The sequence below is a fragment of the Rhizobium lusitanum genome (assembly GCF_014189535.1).
Taxonomy (GTDB): domain Bacteria; phylum Pseudomonadota; class Alphaproteobacteria; order Rhizobiales; family Rhizobiaceae; genus Rhizobium; species Rhizobium lusitanum_C.
Genome location: NZ_CP050305.1, coordinates 125,809 through 145,298, shown reverse-complemented (window position 1 = coordinate 145,298; position 19,490 = coordinate 125,809). Strand labels below are relative to the sequence as shown.

General features: G+C 59.2%; 11 protein-coding genes. 2 read left to right on the top strand and 9 right to left on the bottom strand.

Features of this window, described 5'->3' with window-relative positions:
- Positions 1-38: 38 nt before the first annotated feature.
- Positions 39-1,316 carry a hypothetical protein gene (locus HB780_RS02355; protein ID WP_183686490.1) on the top strand — a complete coding sequence of 426 codons (1,278 nt, stop codon included), beginning with the start codon at positions 39-41 and terminating at the stop codon, positions 1,314-1,316.
- Between the two features lie 188 nt (positions 1,317-1,504).
- Here HB780_RS02355 and HB780_RS02350 read toward each other — a convergent pair whose 3' ends face one another.
- The 3 genes from HB780_RS02350 to HB780_RS02340 form a co-directional block, all read right to left on the bottom strand.
- A complete protein-coding gene (locus HB780_RS02350; protein ID WP_183686488.1) occupies positions 1,505-2,179 on the bottom strand; it encodes a hypothetical protein in 675 nt (224 codons plus the stop codon).
- Between the two features lie 88 nt (positions 2,180-2,267).
- Positions 2,268-3,617, bottom strand: a complete 1,350-nt coding sequence (locus tag HB780_RS02345; protein ID WP_286202846.1) for an LGFP repeat-containing protein — start codon at positions 3,615-3,617, stop codon at positions 2,268-2,270.
- A 29-nt stretch (positions 3,618-3,646) separates the two neighbouring features.
- Complete coding sequence (locus tag HB780_RS02340) at positions 3,647-4,450, bottom strand: CVNH domain-containing protein (protein WP_183686486.1); 804 nt, start codon at positions 4,448-4,450, stop codon at positions 3,647-3,649.
- A 300-nt stretch (positions 4,451-4,750) separates the two neighbouring features.
- On the opposite strand from HB780_RS02340, the gene HB780_RS02335 reads away from it, so the two are divergent.
- Positions 4,751-5,899 (top strand): helix-turn-helix transcriptional regulator, encoded by a 1,149-nt coding sequence (locus HB780_RS02335; protein ID WP_183686484.1) that lies wholly within the window; start codon positions 4,751-4,753, stop codon positions 5,897-5,899.
- A 632-nt stretch (positions 5,900-6,531) separates the two neighbouring features.
- Here the strand turns inward: HB780_RS02335 and HB780_RS02330 are convergent.
- Genes HB780_RS02330 through HB780_RS02305 form a run of 6 tightly spaced genes read right to left on the bottom strand, consistent with a single transcriptional unit; the run spans position 6,532 to position 19,125 of the window.
- Positions 6,532-8,277, bottom strand: coding sequence for a hypothetical protein (locus HB780_RS02330; protein ID WP_183686482.1), 1,746 nt, complete (start codon positions 8,275-8,277; stop codon positions 6,532-6,534).
- Positions 8,274-10,067, bottom strand: a complete 1,794-nt coding sequence (locus tag HB780_RS02325) for a hypothetical protein (RefSeq protein ID WP_183686480.1) — start codon at positions 10,065-10,067, stop codon at positions 8,274-8,276. The genes HB780_RS02330 and HB780_RS02325 overlap by 4 nt, the downstream gene beginning before the upstream one ends.
- Positions 10,064-12,904, bottom strand: coding sequence for a hypothetical protein (locus HB780_RS02320; RefSeq protein WP_183686478.1), 2,841 nt, complete (start codon positions 12,902-12,904; stop codon positions 10,064-10,066). The genes HB780_RS02325 and HB780_RS02320 overlap by 4 nt, the downstream gene beginning before the upstream one ends.
- Positions 12,897-15,092, bottom strand: a complete 2,196-nt coding sequence (locus tag HB780_RS02315) for a hypothetical protein (protein WP_183686476.1) — start codon at positions 15,090-15,092, stop codon at positions 12,897-12,899. Before HB780_RS02315 ends, HB780_RS02320 begins: the two co-directional genes overlap by 8 nt.
- The gene (locus HB780_RS02310) at positions 15,089-16,162 is read right to left on the bottom strand and encodes a hypothetical protein (protein ID WP_183686474.1); all 1,074 of its coding nucleotides are present in this window, start codon (positions 16,160-16,162) and stop codon (positions 15,089-15,091) included. Before HB780_RS02310 ends, HB780_RS02315 begins: the two co-directional genes overlap by 4 nt.
- Positions 16,159-19,125, bottom strand: coding sequence for a DUF6603 domain-containing protein (locus HB780_RS02305; RefSeq protein ID WP_183686472.1), 2,967 nt, complete (start codon positions 19,123-19,125; stop codon positions 16,159-16,161). Before HB780_RS02305 ends, HB780_RS02310 begins: the two co-directional genes overlap by 4 nt.
- Positions 19,126-19,490 lie beyond the last annotated feature (365 nt).

The following is a 19,490-nucleotide window of genomic DNA, read 5'->3' as shown; positions in this document are numbered from 1 at the left end:
GCGCGCACTTGTATTCGATCGACCTTACCCGGGGGAACATGCCAAAGACTGTATTGCCGCTCCTTGCAATCATCTTCATGTCACTTCTGCCGGCCTGCGCCCACGCGGACGTGCTGTACAAGTATCGCGAGGCACCATTGGACGACGGCAGGTATGGGCCGGTGGCCAATTTGCAGACCGCAATGGTGGCTGCCTTGAAGGCTTGTGGAAAAAACGTTTCTCCCACCATCGACGGGCAATTCGGGCCAGCAACTCGATGGGCGCTGACGCTCCTGAGCGCTTGCCCGGAGATCGCACCGAAAATTGCCGGTGATGCCGAAGCGGTCGCTGGGACACTGACTGTGGCCTATTGGCAAGCGTTGCTGCCGGATGTGTCGCCACCTTCTGTGGATCAGCGTGCCCACACGATCATGCTTACATATGAGGCCACTGACTATACCGTGATGGAATGGAATTTCTGCCAGTCGAAACCGCATTACGACCCGAAGCATGGGCAAATGCGGTGCTACTCCAACGATCCAAGGTCTTATCTGACCTGGGGTCCGAACGGTGCGACAGCTGGAGGCGGTCAGGAGGTGCGGCTCATTCTCCAGGCTCTGGACAAACTCGATGCCAATAGCATCGACGATTCCTTTGGGACTGAAGCCGCTGCGGTCCGCCGCATGTTCGTACTTCGGGACCGAGATCCTGACCGAAGCTTGGAAACCTATCTTTGTGGAGTCTGGATGGACGCGAAGAGACGGGTGGCATGGAAGATCGGCTTCTCGAAGATTGGTGCTATCCCTGCTGCAAGAGAGATGTTTGACAAGCTCTACAGAAGCGCCAGCCTGGATGGTGGGAAAGTCGCGTCCTTTTACGACGCCTACGCCTCCAATCACCTGGTGCCCACGGAAATGGACTACGGCTTCTTCAAGGATCGCGCGGCGCACACCAACGTGAACTCTAAGGACCACTTGGCGATCGAACAAGCGATCCAAAATCAACTGAAGGGCTTGCCTGACTCAAGGCCCTGGCAGATCAGACAGGCCATCGCTCTGACGGTCAGGCCAGGCAGTCAACGCAGGGACCGCCTCGGAAGGGATGTGGCTTTCTATGTCGATGAAGGCGAACATCGGCTGAACGCGGAGGAGCTGGACGCGTGGCGGGCACGCGGTCGGGTATGGGCATCTAGCGCAGGGCTTTCCGACGACCGGATGATGCCAAGCTTCATGCCTGAGCCCACGATTGAAACTGATCTGTCGCAGCCTTCCTCGTTGACATCCGCTGAGCGGCGAGCTTGTCCTCAGGCCGTCTTGGATACCCGCAAGCCGAACTGAGGCAAAACGACATCCTGGGTGGCCACCGTCATCAGCCTTTCGGACATTGGTCTCGAAAGCGAACAATACGACTGAACGGGAACATTCCGCCGATTGACAGCCAGATCGGAATAACGCGCTTGGCCTCCTCCCATAAATGGCATCGCAATGTGCCAAGCGACACTAGCGCAATCGATTTGCCAAACGCCTCAGGCCCGCCGCTGTGCGGCTTGCGCATTGTCATCGCGACCTTGCTGGCGTGTTTGGGGCGTTACGCAAACGTGATCATTTGGTGTCAATTCGCGCCAGACGAACCCTTGCTTGCAGGTGTCGGGACCATAGGGGCCTCCCGCCGGATTGCGTCGCTGCATGGCCTGTGCGTTATCGTTTTGTCCCTGCTGTCGGGTTTGCGGCGTTACGCACACATGATCGTTGGGAATGAGTTCGCGCCAAACAAATCCATCTTTGCATGTGTCAGGGCCATAGCGGCGATAGATCGTCTGGCCCCACTGAGAACAGGAAGAACTTTGAGCAAACGCCGTGTGGCAAGCTTGAACTTTAAAAACGTAAGGTTTGTCGCGATTGAGGGATACGTTGAAGGCGCAGGGGGCGCCGGGCTTACAAGAATGCCCCCGTATTTCTATCTGGATTTCGCTGCCGCCAATTATTCCGTAGCGCAAATTGTAAATATCTCTGCAAGTGTCCCTGCCAACATAGCGCCAGATTATCTGCCCATTCACTATCGGGCCGCCGCCAAAAGGCGGTCTATTCTCTACAAACGACACCGAAGGCGCTGGTACAGTGCAGTTTACGGCATAAGCGCGTTCTACCGGAAAAAAGGAAGCTGTAAAGAGGAAGATGAATATTGCAATTTTGTACTTCATAGAAACGTACCCCCTTATCTGTAGTAAGTTAAAGACGATGCTGTGAATTTTCCGGGTTCCTCACCCGTAAACCCAAAGACTTTTCGATTTAAGCGAGAAGTTTACTGACTAGAAGATTCAGCTCTGTTTGAGCCCCAATGCTGCGCAGTATTCCATAATCAGATATGCCTGGCGCGTCAGTCGGGCGCAATGGATTCACAAACACCTGAAACTCGCCTGCCTTCGATACTCCGATTCCAATCAAATCTATATTGCCGCGCCTTGGCTCTGCGTGCGTCGGCAAGTTGCCGACATACAGTGACCCGGCAAGCACTTCAGGATGATCACCACTTCCTGGGGCAGAGAAGAATGCATCGTGCAAGCCCTGTGTTACACCGTTGATCACAGCGCCGCCGGACACATCGAAACCATCAGAGGTCACTCGCAACCAATCCAGCGAGGCTACAACTGATTTGTCGATAGGTTCAGCAAAGTTGTTGGTGCTCCATGCAAGTTCAAATCGCAGCCAAAGATTTATGAAGTAGTCAGTATCGGGAGCGCCGCCGTTATCGCGAAAGCCGTGTAGACGAAAGCCAATTGCCCGCGGGACAGAAACCCAAAAGCCGTAGTGCCATTCGCTGACGCCTTGAATGCTCGTATCGGGATGAAGGCCTACATTATCTGGTGAATCATGAAATCTGGTATCAATCATCTTCCATACGACCGATTGAAGAGTATTAGGGTCGATTGTAGCAAAGGGCGCGACGCGGGCTTCGGTGCGATCGGATGCAATCATTCCGTTTTCAAACTGGCACCATTCAATGACTGGGTCATTTGGTGACGCAGTCTTCATTCGATATTGATCCGTGACGGGGTAACCAAGTTCGCTTTTTTCAAAACCCATCGTTGCCCAAAGATCTTTGATCTGGCCACGAACTGACATGGGGCCTGTATGTTGCGTCCAATAGATGGATCCGCCGGTAAAGTGATTGAAGCGTCCGATTAGGTCCGGTGTTGGTTCTTCGTCGGTTACGGGCAACCCGAGAAGACCGCCGGGACCACCAAGCACATTGTATTTTGCTCGGATATCGCCATGAACTTCATGGGCTCCGGTTTCGACGGAATAGTAGATATCCATATCCGAAAATCGACCGATATAGCCACCCGTAACACCCTCCACAGCGCTTTCTACATTGGCATTGGATAGCCCGAGACTTGCCGCTTTCTGAGTAATGGCATCCACCGCTTGTTGGAGAGAAATAAGCGAAACCAGTGCTCCTGAGGCCGCTACTGACACCGTATCGCCGACGCGGTGAACGGCTGCTTGACTGTTCAAGTGGGGATCGCCGGGCTCAAATAGCTGAGACACAGCATGAATGTAGCTCGTTCTCTGAGTTTGCAGGGATGAAGCTGCACTGTGGTGCCATCCGAGATTGGTAGTTTCATTGGGGTTTGTCATGATAGCCTCACAGGTTTGATAGGCGTTGCCTATGGGTTCAACGGAACGTTCCGTTTCATCGAGAATGGGTACGAGGTGGACGAACCCGGAGGCCAAGGAGGTGCTGGGTTCGGATTAACAGATACTCCGCAATGTGGATCGCGATTTGGATTGCCCCAAGAACAAGGTGAGTTGGCAGGGGTAACAGACGCGCAGGTCAAAACACCATCGCGGTTCAAGATATCCTGATTGGAGCGCGCGCAAGCGGGGTAGTCAGCAATTGCAGATGTACCCGCGCTATCGCCGCTAAGTGTTCGGCAGGTGGCACTCAGGTGAATGCCGTCAGCCGCAACATCCCAGCAGGTCTCCAAATATGAGCCGGATGGAATGGGAACCGGGCTGCGGTTGCAATGAAGGGTTCCGTCGATGTTGGCAATATTCCCCTGGCACCCGACGATCACCAAACTTGTGGTAATCCAACCGCCGTTGATCGTTTCGCATCTCGCGTGAAGAACTTGATCCGAGTCTGTTTTGAGTTCATTGCAAGTCGACTGATACGTGCCCTGCGGGGGCGGTAAGCCCGCGCATTTGAGCTGACCATCGTAATTGTAGATTTCACCGCCACAGCCGGTGTAGTTTAACGTCGTTTTGGATGCCCAATCGCCATTGAAGTTCATGCACTGTGCGACGACTGACGTCTCATCCGCTGCAATGTCACGGCATGATTGCTGATAGCCGCCGGGCGGGTTCGGTGCGGCATTTAATGAGGTGCTGTCCACGACCGAAGCCAAAATGCAGCCAAGGCTCGCTATAAAACCAACGATAACCGCATTCTTCGTACTGGATGTGCTCATAACCAATCCTCCGCGAAGAAATGCGAACTGGATAATCTCCATATTCTGCGAATTGTATCGTTTGCTTGAATGCCAAACATCCGCCGTTCGGCCTATACAGACAAATTTTTAAGAACATACTCATATAATACCGTGACGATCGTTGAGATCCCCTGTTGGTACTGATATCTTCTCTGTTTAATATATTAGAAAAATTCAAAGTTCGAATTGAGCAGAGCCTTTGATGAGGATCACAAAAGTCTCGTCAACTTCTATACATAACAGGTTGAGAACGGTGTTAGTTGTGCCCAAGGGGAAATCATGGGAAACTACACGCTTAATGAAGCTATAGTTGGTAGCCTAATCAGTGCGATCTATGATGCAGCGGTGGATTTTAATCGCTGGCCGGATGCGTTGCGTCTCATCGCTGAAACCTGCGGTGCTCGCGCCGTTGTTCTGACGCGGCAAGGCGATCGTTCGGCTCAGTCCTGGAGCATCGCTCCACTATGCGATCCAACATATTTCGAGAGTTATGCCAACCATTACCATCAGATCAACCCAATCTGGCATCGAATGACCGCTTCGCAGGCTGGTGCCGTGCAGACTGACGCAATGGTTATGTCAAAACGTGATTTTTGTCGAACAGAGTTTTACAACGACTTTCTGGTGCCGCAGCATCTTGGATCCATTCTCAATGCTGTCGTTTTGAAAGAGGATGGGCGACAAACCGCTCTGGCCGTACATAGAAAGGAAGAGTTTGGACCGGAGGACATCCAGCTTTTCCGTTGTCTTGTGCCGCATGTGAAACGAGCGGTTCAGTTAAATATTAAAATTGCACAAATGCAGATACAGAGTGAAGCGTCCATCAAAGCTTTTGGACGAAGTATGCTAATTGTAGACAGAGCCGCCCGAGTGATTTTTGCTGATGAGCAGGCTGAACGCATTTGTGGATCATCTGGGTCGCTGCGGATATCGAATGGAAGACTTCTTGCCGATACGATTGCAAATTCAGGGCTACTATATTCTCTGATTGCCCGTGCCGTGCCACCCGGCAACGATCGTCCAGCAGGTGGACATCTCCATCTTAATTCCGAACCGGGAAAAAAATCGTTATCATTGCTGATAGCTCCACTTCGCTCTGAACAAGCTCCCTTTTTTACGATAGAACGATCTGTAGCTGCAGTGTTTGTAACTGAACCCAATCGCAACGTGCAACCGTTCAATTCCCAATTACAAAAACAGTTCGGATTGACTGCATCAGAGGCGTTGTTTGCTGTCGAACTCATGAAAGGGCACGGCATACAGTCGGCCGCTGATCACCTAGGAATTAAGAGGTCTACTGGACGCACCCATCTTGCTCGAATTTTTGAAAAGACTAGTACTCATCGCCAAGCTGAATTGGTTGATTTAATGCACCGTAGTGATCACATGCAATACGTCCCCTTTATGTTGAATTCCGACACGATCTGACCCGGCGTTGGTGTGAACTCCTCGGGCTGGACCACGGGACAGGAGAAAACTGATACGCTCTGTGGGCCTTAAATGGAGAAGGCTGATGAAATCCAGAGGTCCATACCGGCGGCACTCGACACCGTTCAAGTTGCAGCTTTGCCAGGATATTCGACACGGCGTCATCGGACGGCGTGATGCGCAACGTACTTACGGTGTCTCGGCCAACCTCATTCAGTTGTGGCTGACGCAATCAGATCGCGCGAACTCAGCGATGAGGAAGCCGAAGCGAGCGTGATCGCCGAATATGAGGCGCAAATCGCGGCACTGGAACGCAAGGTCAGGCAGCCGACAGCGATTGAGGTATGATGCAGTTCGACAGTTTGTTTTGGCGGGTAGCGAACCGAGTTCGGGCGTGCGCAGCACGAAGTTGATGCCCGCCAAGCCTTTTGCATCGACCCATACCTGTTTCGGCCAGGGAATGTTGGCCGCTCGTAGGTGAGTAGGAGCGGCACGCAACCATTGCCCGTGAACTTGCCAGTCGATTATGGAGTCTACCGATGAGTAGCGAAACGCTGGATGAACTTGTCTGCGGCTTTGCAAACAGGCGGCACTAATGGAGCTCGCGAAGACCCCATCTGCATACTCACCGCTTATCCTCCGGGCTGATTGGTTGTGCCGTCGAAAGCAAGACGGCTTGCTCCCTCGCCGTGGGCAACGCTGACCCGGCGGGCGATCCAGCGCACCATCTGGCCGTCAGCGGTCCTGCAAATGGCGGGAACGCGGCGCACTCGCACGCCCTCACGCGGAACCTCTTCCTCCTTGAGCGTGAAGGGCGTTGGATCGAGTATTTCGCCGAGCGATTCGTCCTTGTCGGTCATTGTGCCCTTGCGCAGTTCGAAACCACCCTGCGCCGGCGACGTTGGTACCGGCACGAGCGGTATCCAGTTGGCCGGCACCGTAGTCTCCAGGATATACCGCAGGTCCGCCCCAGCGGCGAGCGGCGCGTTGGGTGGCACGAACTGCGGCTCGCTGCTGCGACTGCGTGGATCGCCGCTCTTGCCTTGCACCGTCTTTTCAACTGCCCAGGCCATGTTGGCGCTTTCGTCGCGCAAGAACACTACGTCTTCCAGCGCCTTTCCTTCCTGCGAAATCCTGCCACCCGGCGGTATCAGCAGGCCGGGCAGTATGACGGGGTCGCCCGAGACACTAAGCTCGAACATGCGGAAATGGCCACTGCGCCCTCGGTCGTCCGCTTGGTTAACCACGAAGCGCTCGCCGAACGTAGTGGTGAAGGCGACCTCGGAGAATTGGGTGAAGCTGCCGGCCGGCAGGTCGACCGGGATCGTGTACCAATCATTGCCGTAGATCGTTGAGAATTCGACAAAGCACAGGCGCGCGAGGTCGTGCGGCTGGGCCTCTATGTGGCCGAAGTTGACGAGGCCATCCTCGAATTGCCAGAGACGGTCCGCAGGCATGCCGGCATAGCGTAGAGGCGTTGCCAGCATTGTCATCGTCTTGGCGACTTCGGCTGCGGCCTCGGCGGCTTCCCCCTCCACCGTCAGGGTCTCGCCGTGGTGATAATCGAAGCTGTACCAGTCGACTGGACCGCCATCATGGGCAGGTGCACGGAAGACCGCTTGGTTCTCCGGATTGCCAGTTCGGACGGCGAATTGGTACTCGAGGCGCTCGCGCAGCCAGGCATCGTTGCTGCCGGCCGGTCGGGAGACCTGGGAGCGATACCAGACAAGCCACTCCCGTGATGCCGCAACGGCATCAGCGGAAGCACCGATCAGCCAGGCCGGATTGCCGGCGCCGGCCGCTTCGATGGACGCAGCGACCGCCTCCCCATCCGGGCTCGCACGGGCGATCGTGCGCCACATTGGATCGGCCTGCCAGAGAGCCGCGGGCACGTCGGTCGGCGGCTCTTCATCGACGGGCAGCGTAAAGGCGTCCGTCAAAGCCTTGCCGGCGTCAAAACCGGCCTCCGCCAAAGCCGAGACGAGTAGAGCTCCTGCCTCGGCTCGTTGCCGCAAGCCGATGCCGTGGCTGGGTGGAGGTTCGCGCTCCACTTCGGGCTCGATCGAGTGGTCTGGCCTCAGCGGCCGCACCGGAGTTTCAGAGCTCTGGTCACCGGGTTTCCAAGCACTGAACCGCCGGCTGGTCATGGCGACATGCATGGCTATAGGTGTGCCGGCATCCTCGCCCTGGAACTCGCCGAACTGCCATTGGCGAGCGATCAGCCATAAGGGATCATGGATGCGTGCCTCGATGCCGGGGGTGGGATCGCCGGTGACGGATTGCGGTTCCAGGCGGCTCCATGCCGGCGGCTCCAAGGCTATTGCCTTGAGGATCCCACTTAGCGGGCGGGAAGCAATGACATTCACCGTGTTGCTCATGGCCCCTTGTCCTTTACGAAGGCAGCGACCGCAGCCTTGTTGTACGCCCTCTCGGCAATAAAGCGGAGGTCGAGGACCTTTTCTCCCTGCAGCGACCAGCTGCGCTCGTAAAGTGCTGGCAAGATGCGTGCGGCTCCATTGGTGGTTTCCAACGTCACCGCGCGGATCTTGGCCAGTTCCAAAGTCTCGGCAAGGAGGTCAACCATGGCGTCAGTCGTCCAGCGGCTACCATCGGGCGAGGTGGCGAGCAACATTGCCTGCGGTGCGCGGGCTCCGGGCGCATTGGCATTGACGGCTATGCCCGCGGTCGACCGGATATCGACCGGCGCGCCCGGCTCCTTGCTACGCCGTTCGCGCATCGGCACGACCTCCGTCCACTCGTCGATGATGAGCGCAAGCGTCTCCCCGCTGCCATCATAGGCGGCAACGGTGTCGAGCACCGTGCTGACCAGTGGGGCCGAGGATGTTGGCTGTGAGGGATCAAGCGTGACGCCGATCCAGGTTGTCGGCGGATCGTCCCCGACACCTGCCATCTGGGTAGCGCGGGGTGCGGGTGGCGTAGCCGTCGCCTTGCCCAGCATGAGGATCTCGAGATAACGGCGGACATTGTCGCGCACACTAGCCATGTCGGTGAGGTAGCGCTGGATGGCGAAGTGCGTAGGCTGGGTAATCAGCGGCGTGGCGCCGACCGCCCGTCCCCACGCATCCGGCCCGGAAGGCGATCCGACACGCGGGGTCACCCAGAAGCCGTCGCCGAAGAGGCCCTGGCCAATTGTCGCGAGGCTTTCGGCGGTGATTGAAGCAGGGTCGCCTAGCGCCTGTTCGGCCTCCATGAGGCGCTTGTTGGCATCCGCCAACACAAGATGGCCGGCGTTGATAATGGCATCGCCTTGGAGTTGGGGAAGGACGATCCCGAAGTCGGCAAGCGCCGCAAGAGCGGAAGCAAGCAATTCGTGCACCACAGGATTGACTGAAAGCTGGGCCGTGACCGCCTGCGCGCGCAATGACAACATGCCGGTTGCCGCTTGAAGCTGCGCCTTCACCAGATCGAGTTCAGTCGGAGCGACACTGCGTACCGGTGGGGTGTTAGGGACGGCAAGGTCTGCCGCCGTTGCAGGGCGGCTGGCCACCAGAAGCGCGCGCAGCGAAGTGGCTAGGTCGAAGATGTTGCCGATGGCACGCTGGCCTGCCGGCCAGTCGTCGGCGGGCTCGGCAAAGAGGGCGGCATCTGGGGCAAGGGCCGGCAGATTGGCGCGCAAGACGCGTTCGAAGTTCGGCCGATCGGTTGCTATATAGACGAAGTCGAGCGCGGAAAGACCGGTATCGGCGGCCGTCAGGACGGTACCTTGGATATCGCTGCCGATCCGGATGGTTGCGGGCGGTCCGAGCCGGGCACCCGACCAGGCCTCAAGGAGCGGAGCGGCGGCCGAGCGTGGACGGGTGGAGTTCCAGCCGCCATCGCCTCCGGCGACGAGCATCAGGCGGTGAACGCGTGGAATACCCTCCAGCCGCGAGGCAACGACATCCGGTTCGGGCGGCGGCACGTCGCCGGTGCTGGCGGCATCCAGCGCCGCCGAAGCGCGTGGCATGTTCCCCTGGACCATCTGATGGACGGATTCGGCCATGAGAAGATCGGCGACCGCATCCGCAGCTTGTCCGGCATCCAAAATAATGGCCGACACTGCGCTCCATTCGTCCGGGCTGGGCGGCTTCCACGTTCCGATGAGGTAGGGGTTGTTTGGCGGTTCTTTCAGTCGATCGAACACCTTCTGCTGGTCCCAACCGGTCACCTTTCCCTGGTATTTCTCGATGAGTTGCAGGCCGTCGGTGACATTGGCGCGGCCAGCACCTCGATCGCCGGGATCTCCGTATCATCACTGCGATCGGTGAGCTTGCCCTGGGTAAGCGGTGCGATGGAGCGTAGCGAGAGGATCAGTCGATCTAACCCGGCTTCGTGAATCTTGCGCTCCAGGCGGTAGCCGAGCAATGCGCCGAGCGGCTGGCCCTGGCGGATGCCGTCAATAAGGTGCAGCGCCGTGCGTACGCGCTCGCTGGTCAGATCGATTGCGAAGGCGTTGTTGCCGTCGACATCTGGATTATGACTGAGATAGGCGCTGCGCAGGATGCCGGCGGTGGCGGCATGGTCCAGGCTTGGCGCGGCAATATAACCGCCAGTGCCGCTGTTTTGATCGGCGGTGCGCGTGATCTCCTGTACCCAGCCGTAGGCGCCGATAGTGAGGCCGGCCGGATTGGCCTTGCGCAGGGATTGCCGCCGCCGCTCCACCAGTCCGGTCAACCAGGCATCGAGACGATGGGAGGCGGTATCGAGCGTCTCGGCGACGAGAATCCGCCGCTCGCCGGGAAGCGCATCGGGCGAAAAGGCAGCCGAGAGCTCCGTGAGTGCTGTCTTCAATTCGGCAAGGCGGCCGGAGGCCAACGCCCAAGCCGCTGCTGTGATTACGCCGAAATAGTCGCGCGAAACATCAGCCGTGCTTTCCAATGCCAATTGGGCGAAGGAGGAGCGATAGGCAGCGACAGGCTGGACTTCGGCAATATCCGGGACGGTCGCGGTTCGATTGGCGGCGAGAACGGTGGTGGCAACGGCAAAATATTGATCAGCGCTGGCACTGTCGGGGCGGGCCACAAGCGTTGCGACATCGTTCTTAATCTGTGGCGACATCGATGTTGTCGCCTGGATGATGTCGTTGAGCCGGCCTTGGCCGCTATTGTCGTCGATTTCACGCTTTGCGCGGTCCCAGGCCAGCGCCACCAGTGCCTGCAAAACGCTGGATATCTGCGGCGACTGGCCGGCGACGATCTGACCGATAACGGCCCCGTCCCTGGCATCGTCAACATAGGGGAGCGCCAGTGGCCGCGAGTCCTCCGACAGAGAGCCCATGGGATGGATGAAATTGAGGTTGCCGATCAGCTCTTCGACCAGCACGGTCTCGATGAGGGATTCGAGATCGAAATCGGCTTGCGAGGCGCCGGCCGTCTTGGCGGCAAGCCGGGCCAATTCGGCGGACAGAACCGTTCGCACCCGCAACGATACCGAAACGGGGCTGGTGCCGAGTAGCTTTCTGATCACCTCGTCGATCGCGCCGGTGCCAACCCGCGGCAGATCATCGACGCAGCTGAGCCATTTCTGACGCAGACGTTGCAGCAGTCCGGCGATGTTGTTTTCGAATGTGTCGCCTCGCGTGCTCTTCCAGCGTCTGGCAATGCTCGACACGGGCAGGACGCCATAGGGCTGGGCACCAACGCGCAGGGTCGGCAGTGGTCCGCGGCCGCGCACGAAATCGCGATGGAAGATGCGCGTCTGCTCGCGCGTCGCGGTCGTGAGGGTGGAGCCCGAGGCGTCGACATTGTTGGCTCGGTCGAGGAAGCTGCCCCAGCTTGGCCCCCACAGCGCGACGTTCATCGCCTTGGCGAGCGCCTGTTCGCGGGTACCGGCGTAATCGAGCCCGGACAGCAGTGAGGTGCTGACGCCGAGCGCCGCGCTCAATACTGCCGCGTTGCTGCCCGGGTCCAGATTGACGGCATCGCGTGGTGGTTGGCGCACATCGGGTCGGCGCTGCCAGGCGGCGCGATCGGTTTCGGTGTTATTGCTCGGGGCGCCCTGCGGCACGAAGGCAAGTCCCTTGGTGCACAGGTGCGCTGTAAGGAGATCCTCGAATTCGGCGGGTGCGCGCTTGGGATCAATGCTTCGGCGTACGCCGAAAACGAAGAGATCGTCGATCTTCTGGCCAGCACTGGCAAGCGGTAGAGTGATTGCCATGCCGTTCTTCTCGGCGGCAGCATAGTCAGCCAGCCACTCGGCACCGGGCAAGAATTGCAGTCCGCTTACTTCCTTGTATTCTGACCCATCGCCGGCGAACAAGCCGACCACAAGCTCCGGCGGGATGCTCGCGCCGGTCTTTCGGCTCTGGCTGCCGGCCTGGATAGCCACAGCGGTGAAATGGTCCGGCAGCAGGCGGGCGACGGCCGCGCGCTTGGTCCTGGAGCTCACATCCGGAAACACTGGCGCTGCCGCCGTCTTGCGCTGGTTGAGGTTGGAGGGTTCCATCGCCAGCGCGGTCCACGCGGCTCGCTGCTTGCCGACAGCATTAACTAAGATCTGCCATGGCGGATCGAGGGCATCGTCAGCCGCCGTCCACAAAGCGTGCCAGTAGGCGGTCGCAGCATCCCGTTCGGCATTGCTGAGACCATGGTCTAACTGATCGATATGGACGTCATCCGGCATGATGCGGATCCGCAGGGTCTTGCCGTCCGGGCTGAAGCGCGTCTCGACGCGCACGGGAAGAAGTAGCAACGGGAAAGCTGGATCGGCATCGCAGGGATCAACCAGGTCGCGCAGGCCGTCGAGTGCGCCGGTCACGGCAGTGACGGTATCGGTGATTGCCGTATTGGCATTGCGGCGCTTGGTCACCAGCGGATCAATCGCCGCGCGCTTGCGCTGCGCGCCGATGGTATCGCCCGCAGCTTCAAGGCGCGCGGCCTCGGCTGTCACGTTGGCGATCTCGGCATTCGCATTAGCGAGATCGGCGATGGCCTTGTCGCGCTTATCTTGCTGCGCTTTGACAGTCCTCTGGACGTTCTTCAGAGCGGTGAGGTTGGGATCAGGCATTGGGACCCCCGGCCGATTGAATCTGGTTGAGCAGGAACTTACCCCGGAAGGCGGCGCGCACCGGATCTTTCAGGCGCGCGGCAGCAATTGCCGCCGCCGAGCCCTGGGGTGCTCCCGTGGCAAAACCGAAACGCGGCGCGGTCGGATGCTCCGCGATGATGAACCACCATGGATCGGTCCGGACCTGTGCTTCCGTGAGTTTAAAACCGACGAGCAGGAAATCCGGAGGCAGATAGTGTTGGAAAAGGATCTGCGCGGTATGATCGACGAAAGTCGGGCGTTGATTATTGTCATCTTGGGCAAGGACGGCCGCTGCGATTGCATGGGGATAGCGTCTGATGATCTCGCCGCGCACCACGAGCACGATATTGTTGCCGCCGATGCTGATATGGGTTCCCAGTGACTGATTGGGGAGGAATTTATGGATGTCGGAGCTCAACTCATCTTGCGATTCATCCCAGAAGCGCTTGAAATAAGTTCCGCGCTGGTCGGTAGGATAGCCGCGCCACAGAAGCTCGCGCCCCATCTCGTCCGAGAGGCCAATCAGGAAGCTTTCGGTGAAGGCGGCATTGGTGTTGAGCAAGGTGACGAAATCGTTTTTGCCGACGGTGCCGATGCCTGGAATGAGCCAGTCGCGGTCATAGGCATCGAGCGCCTCGTACATTGGCCGGTCGAAATGCGGCGCAGCCATGATCGGATCGATACGGCCGTTCGCGAACCAGTCAGGCGGGAGCCAGGAGGGCATCCGGACCAGGCGGTTCGTGACATAGCGCGTCATCGTGGTGGCAGGCGTCACGGCTTGGAGCAGCGATGTCCTGGCGACGGCCAGGCTCGGCCGATCCGGCGTCAAGGGCAGCGTAGTCATACCATTGTCGATAGCGAGTGTCGAAATCGCCGTGGCGATATCCATCGCCGGCGTAACGCGGTATTTGTTGAGATCACTGGTGAGCGCGCGCGATGTCGCCGTCTCGAAACGAACAAGCGGTGCAGGGGAGGTCGGAACGCGCGTGCTAGCCCCGGCGGTCACCGTATCGGAGATGCTGCCAACCGACCGGCTGACCACCGGTGGGCGCAACGGCGTCTGAATACGCACATTGCCGTGGGGCAGGGGAGTAACCATTCCCGTGCCGGGAAGAAGCGGACGCGTGACTGGGCTTGGCGTCAGCACCGGACCGGGCGTGACATTGATCGCCTTGAAAGGAATCTTCTGGTCAAACAATTGCACTTGACCGGCCGCTTTGGTCGCAACCGAGGCTATGCCCGAGTTTGCCAACCCGACAAGCAGGCCGCTGAGCGCTTCAGCCCGCCCGGAATCTTTTTCTGGTATAACCGGCGTGACTGTTGCCACCTTTGTTGCCACTGTGTCGGCGAGAATGGCGGAGAGGTCGATGTTGCCGGCCGGTACGCGCCATGTGCCGACCGGTGATAACGCCTGATCGGCGATGGTGGGGTTGCGTTCCAGGACGGAGAGACGCTCCGTCAGCGTCCGGATCGCGACGGAAGGGTCGACACCCAGCCTGCGCGCGACGATGTCCACCGGCAACGCGTTGATCGCCTTTACCGACAGTTTCCCGACACCATCGGGATTGGCATAGGCAACGCGGAAATCGTTGAAACCGGCCATGCCTGCGACCAATCCCTTGAGGGCAGCCGGGCCAGCGTCCTTCGCAAAACGGGCCACAGGCCCCCGCAGCCGGGTTGCACGGCGATAGGCGGCGGTCATTGCCACGGGAGCCGTCCGGCTAAGATCCACCTTGCCGTAGACCGTCAGCGCGTCGCCATCGAGCTTGAGCTTGGCCTGCACCCCGCGCATCACCTGCGTCAGCGGCCCCAGTTCGAGATTGGATAGATGCATGCGGTGTAGCGACGCGCCGACATAACGGCCCAGTTGGTGGCGGATGAGGGAAGCGTTAACCTTGCGCACCTCGCCGACCTGCGCCCAGGCCGCCTGCATCAGCTGCTCCTGGTCTTTGACAACGACACGGGTACCGAGACCGGCGACGATGCGGTTCAGCGGGTTGGTATTAAGCTGCAAGAACCAGTCGGCGTCGGCAGACACCGTCTCAGACGGCGGATCCCCGAAGATCTTGCCGAGCTGAGAGGCCCCGCGCTGGAAGCGCGCATAAAGTCGCGGGCCGACGCGCGGCAGATCTTCATGTCCTGGCTCGTTGGCTTGGTCGATCTTCAAGCGCAGGTCATCACGTCGTGCCGGGCTCCAGGTGCTGGTCTCGGACGGGCCATCGGCGGGTGGTGACTGTGGTGAGACCAGGGCGCATTCGAGTATTTGAACAGTGCCTTCCTCACCGGGCGCCAGGGGCGAAAGCCCCCTTCCGGCCGGCTTGTATCGACGATGCGGCGGCCGATGGTCCAGGGCGCGGCGATGCCTTCCAGCTTCTCGGCCAGGGTCTTGAAATCTCCGGCCGGCGCGGTTGAAAACGTCCAGCTGTCATAGACGGGTAGGATGATCTGCGTTGCCGCATCGCTATTGTCGGGCGCTCGCTTCCAGGCAAGCTCCAGCGTACCGCCGGATTGGCCAAGTCCGGTTCGCGCGCCGCAATCGAAGGCGGGGACCAGGCAGGCGATATAGTCTGTCTGTGGCTCCAGCTTGCGTGGGCACAGGATCCGCGAAAGATTGGCCGGCGCATGGTCATCGCTCAACCGGTCCGCAAGCGGGGTCTTTGCCGTCGTACGACCAATGACCTGGGCGTGCGCCCAGGATGCGGCATCCGAGAGCGGCTGCAATTCGCCAAGCGTCGTGGCAAGCTGGATGGGTCGACCGGGCGCGGAGGGAAGCAGCACCACCTTGTCGGCTTTGCAGACCACCAGGGCCAGCCATGGCTGCAAAGTATCACCAGTCGGGGCAAAAGGGGAAAACAGCCAAGGCAGCTCGGGCCGGTCGAATTCGATATGGGCGAGGAAAGTCTCTTCAGCATTGACGATATTGGCGTTCGGCTCCCGGCGGATGATCTGGCTCGGGTCTATGCCGACAACGTCCCCTGGCCCGCGCAGGATGAGCGTCTTCTCGACTGGCGCAGCCGGTTGTGAGCCGTCACTAGCGACGAGATCGGCGGTCACCACGACCACGCCACGAAGATCGGCGCCGGCTGGCGACTGGATCGCCGCGGCGAGGCCTGTTCGCACCCACGGCAGGAAGGCGTATTCGCCGAGGACGATGTCCTCAGGCTTATAAAAGGTGGTGGCGCCGACCTTGAAAGCATCGGCGACGAAGTTCTTGGAAAACGCCAGCGAGCCGCTCATGCCGCCACTCCCAATGAGACGAGTTCCAGCGCCTGCTCCATCGCACCATTGGCCATGACGAACTGGGCTGCGGCTGTGGTGGTCATCGCCGGCGGCTGGCCCGCGACAAGTTTGAGATCACTCTTGAGACAGACCTGGCAGAGGCCGGGGTCGACCATGCCGATGGTGTCATCGGCAGCGCGTGTGACTTTCTGATAGGGGTTGCCGCGGAGGCGCTGGGCGGCAGCGACGGCGCTCGTGCGCATCACTGGTCGGGCAATTGCGTCCAGGATCCATTTATCACGATTGCTCTCAAATGTCTGATGCGGGAAGACGGTGTTCCACTCATAGACGGCATCGACCGAACCGCCGAAGTCCGGCACCTTGGTGGTCGCCAGCTTCATGCCACAGGGAAAAGCCTCGAAGTCAGGTCGCGTCGCCTGCTGGTCGTCGGGTTGCTGGATGAAATGACCCGGCGGAAAATTATCGAGCGAATGCGACACCGCCATCGCGTCGTGCCCGCCAACCTTCGGCGAAGACAGGTTGATGCGTCTGACCGAAACCGGGCTCGATCCGATCCGATCGATATCCGTTTCCAGCGGCACCACTAATTGCTTGACCTCGAGTGAACCGAGCGGATGCACGAGAAGTGGTAGGTCCGACTCGGTAAAGCGCACCAGCATGTCGCTACCCGCCGGCAATTGCGGCGTCCATGCCGAATCTGCCGTCAACGCGGCCAGGGCGATTTCCAGCGGATTGACAGTCTCGGCGACAGTAGCGTCCTTCTCGCCCCATTCTTCGGGTCCGATGGGGACATCGATGGTCCAGAACAGAATGTCGACACTGGCCTTGCCCTCTAGCCGCCATGGCTTTGTGCCCTGCAGTTCGCCGTGGAAGGCGACGCCGGCGATGGTATGCCCCAGCGCCTTAACCTCGATGCCGACATCGACGATGAAGATGAAATAAAAGCGCGGCGACCATTGGAACAGCGCATCGAGTCCGATCCAGGCCTTGGCGGATGCCACGTCGAGATCGGCACTGACGACGATCTTGCCGCCGAACTGGATGGTGTTCGAGGTCACCGCCACATAGGCTTCGGCGTGGACGGTCAGCCATTTGACAGGCGGCGACAGCTCGATGGCGACACGCCTGAGGTCGGCGAGCTGCGGTGGCGGCGTATATTTTGGGAAAAAGCCGCCGACGGAGATGGCAAAGGCTGCTTCGCCCGACCACTGGATCAAAATGCCGAGGTCGCCGCTGAGCGTCAGCCCGGCCAGTTTCGAGGGCGCGAGCGAGACCCTGATGAGGAAGAAGTCGGGGGTGATTTCGCCCAGCAACTCGGCGTGGATATCGACGACGCGTAGCTTCGGGTCGACGTCGGCGGAGGGCACGCCGATCTGTACGGCGCCGAGGATGACGATCTTGGGGTCGGGCAACGACAGCACGATGCCGAGCCGCGCCTTGAGGAAGCCAGCCTGCGAACCCCAGCCGAGCTCGGCGATCGGCCCTACGACGAAACCGCCCGAGCGCGGTGGGAAAACCTGCGCCAGGCGATCGAGGATCTGGGGTGCTGCGTCGATAGGATTTTCGGGGAAAAGCAGTTGGCCAACCGCGCCATCCTTAAGGCCCTTTGCCAGGGCGTCGCTATCAAGCGTTCGCTCGATGGCAAGGATTCCGCCGAGGCCGTTGAGGGTGAAGCCGAAGCTGAGCTCGATCTTTGGCAGGAAATGCACGCCTATCACGACGACAAAGGAAAACGGGTCCGTGCCGATCAGGCCGATCGCGGTGATGCCGAACCGCATGAATTGCAGGTCGAGCACGCCGCCATATTCTTTGGTATCTTCCTTGTAGCGCAGGAAACCGCCGCCGCGGACAACGCCGGTGTTGATGCGCACGCCGGTGGATGGCGGCGGCTTTGGCTTGACGTCGATGGCGCTGTCGCCGCCTGTCCAGGTGATCGTGACACCGCCGCCTTCGGTCACCACGCCAAAGACATCGCCAATCTTACCGGCGATCGTGGTCATCAAATCGATGCGGCCGCTGTTCTCGTCTTTGCCTTGGGGGCGGGCGATGGCGAATTCGCGCAATTCGATGCCGGGGAAGTTAAAGCGCACCGGCAGCACAAGCCGTTTATCTTTGCCTTCACCGAAGGTGAGGCCGTCATGCGTATCGAGATTGATGGCGACGGCATTGGTGTCCGCTGTCTTCGCCTCGCCCGGTATGATCTTTTCCAGGAGCTTGTCGTTGCGGAGACCGGCCTGAAGCTTCGCACGCAGGGCAAGGCCGAGCGTTGCGTCGGTCTTATAGGCGAAGAAGGCCTCCACCGACGCGCCATCGAAGCCGAGCGGGCCGATCTGGCGCGCACTCGTACTCTGCAGCGTGAAGGCAAGGCGCTTGTCGGGCCGGCTCCAGGCAATCTGGGTCGCGATTTTTGAGCCTGCCTTGTCGATACCGAGCACCGCTTGACACAAGGCATCGAAGGTCTTGGTGAGATCGCCCGCCAGATTGCGGAAGGGTTTCCGCCAGGGCTCGTCGATGCCTTTGATCGCGGCCTTGATGTCCGTGACATTGGCATCATGGTTTGGCCCCGCTGGTTCCTGCTCGGCGAGCTTGTCTGCTATGAGATCGAGTGCCTGGTCGAAGGCGATCAGCACGTAGGCAAGTTCAGTGGCGGCGCGGCCGGCAGCCTCGATGGTGAATGGGTCGGTGCCGAGCTCGTTGGCCATGTTGGTCACGGCCGTCTTGGCGTCGTCGACCTTGCTTTTGATCGCATCGGCAACCTGTTGGACCAGCGGGCTGAGGTTGTTAATGTCCTGCTTGAGCGTGCCTAGCCGCGCCTTGGTGGTGCCGGCTGGAGAATTGTCGAAGAGCGAGGCAAGAAGCGAGCCTGTGTCCTTGAAGGAGGAACCGGTGAGGTCGCCTGCGCGCGAATGTGCGAAGCCAAGGACACCTCGGGTTAACGCTGACCAGACATCGTCAGTCATGCCGGACCTCATCGCTTAACGAGAGAAGGGCTTACATTTCAGAATGATGTTATGTCGTTGAACGTATATTCAGTAGGTCTACAACTACTAAATATCCAATCCTTAAATATGGATCTCATGCGCCAACATTAAATTTTTTATATTTCTTAAGTTGGCTAAGTTTCTGATTCAACCAAATAGAAGGGCCGATCAGTTGCAAGTGGTTGTATACTACCTGATGCCCGGAAATACTAGCTATTTTTTATTTCTGTGAAATTGTCATCGTCGCCCGCACTCGCGTATCCACGTTCATATGCGTCGTGGTCGGGCTCCTCTCGATCGTCTCGCGATGGTTTTGGGTGGTTGTGATTGGCTCATTTTGATTC

Excerpts from the sequence above, each read along its gene's own strand:
- HB780_RS02355 (WP_183686490.1), top strand. The coding sequence starts at position 39 with ATGCCAAAGACTGTATTGCCGCTCCTTGCAATCATCTTCATGTCACTT.
- HB780_RS02350 (WP_183686488.1), bottom strand. The coding sequence starts at position 2,179 with ATGAAGTACAAAATTGCAATATTCATCTTCCTCTTTACAGCTTCCTTT.
- HB780_RS02345 (WP_286202846.1), bottom strand. The coding sequence starts at position 3,617 with ATGACAAACCCCAATGAAACTACCAATCTCGGATGGCACCACAGTGCA.
- HB780_RS02340 (WP_183686486.1), bottom strand. The coding sequence starts at position 4,450 with ATGAGCACATCCAGTACGAAGAATGCGGTTATCGTTGGTTTTATAGCG.
- HB780_RS02335 (WP_183686484.1), top strand. The coding sequence starts at position 4,751 with ATGGGAAACTACACGCTTAATGAAGCTATAGTTGGTAGCCTAATCAGT.
- HB780_RS02330 (WP_183686482.1), bottom strand. The coding sequence starts at position 8,277 with ATGAGCAACACGGTGAATGTCATTGCTTCCCGCCCGCTAAGTGGGATC.
- HB780_RS02320 (WP_183686478.1), bottom strand. The coding sequence starts at position 12,904 with ATGCCTGATCCCAACCTCACCGCTCTGAAGAACGTCCAGAGGACTGTC.
- HB780_RS02310 (WP_183686474.1), bottom strand. The coding sequence starts at position 16,162 with ATGAGCGGCTCGCTGGCGTTTTCCAAGAACTTCGTCGCCGATGCTTTC.
- HB780_RS02305 (WP_183686472.1), bottom strand. The coding sequence starts at position 19,125 with ATGACTGACGATGTCTGGTCAGCGTTAACCCGAGGTGTCCTTGGCTTC.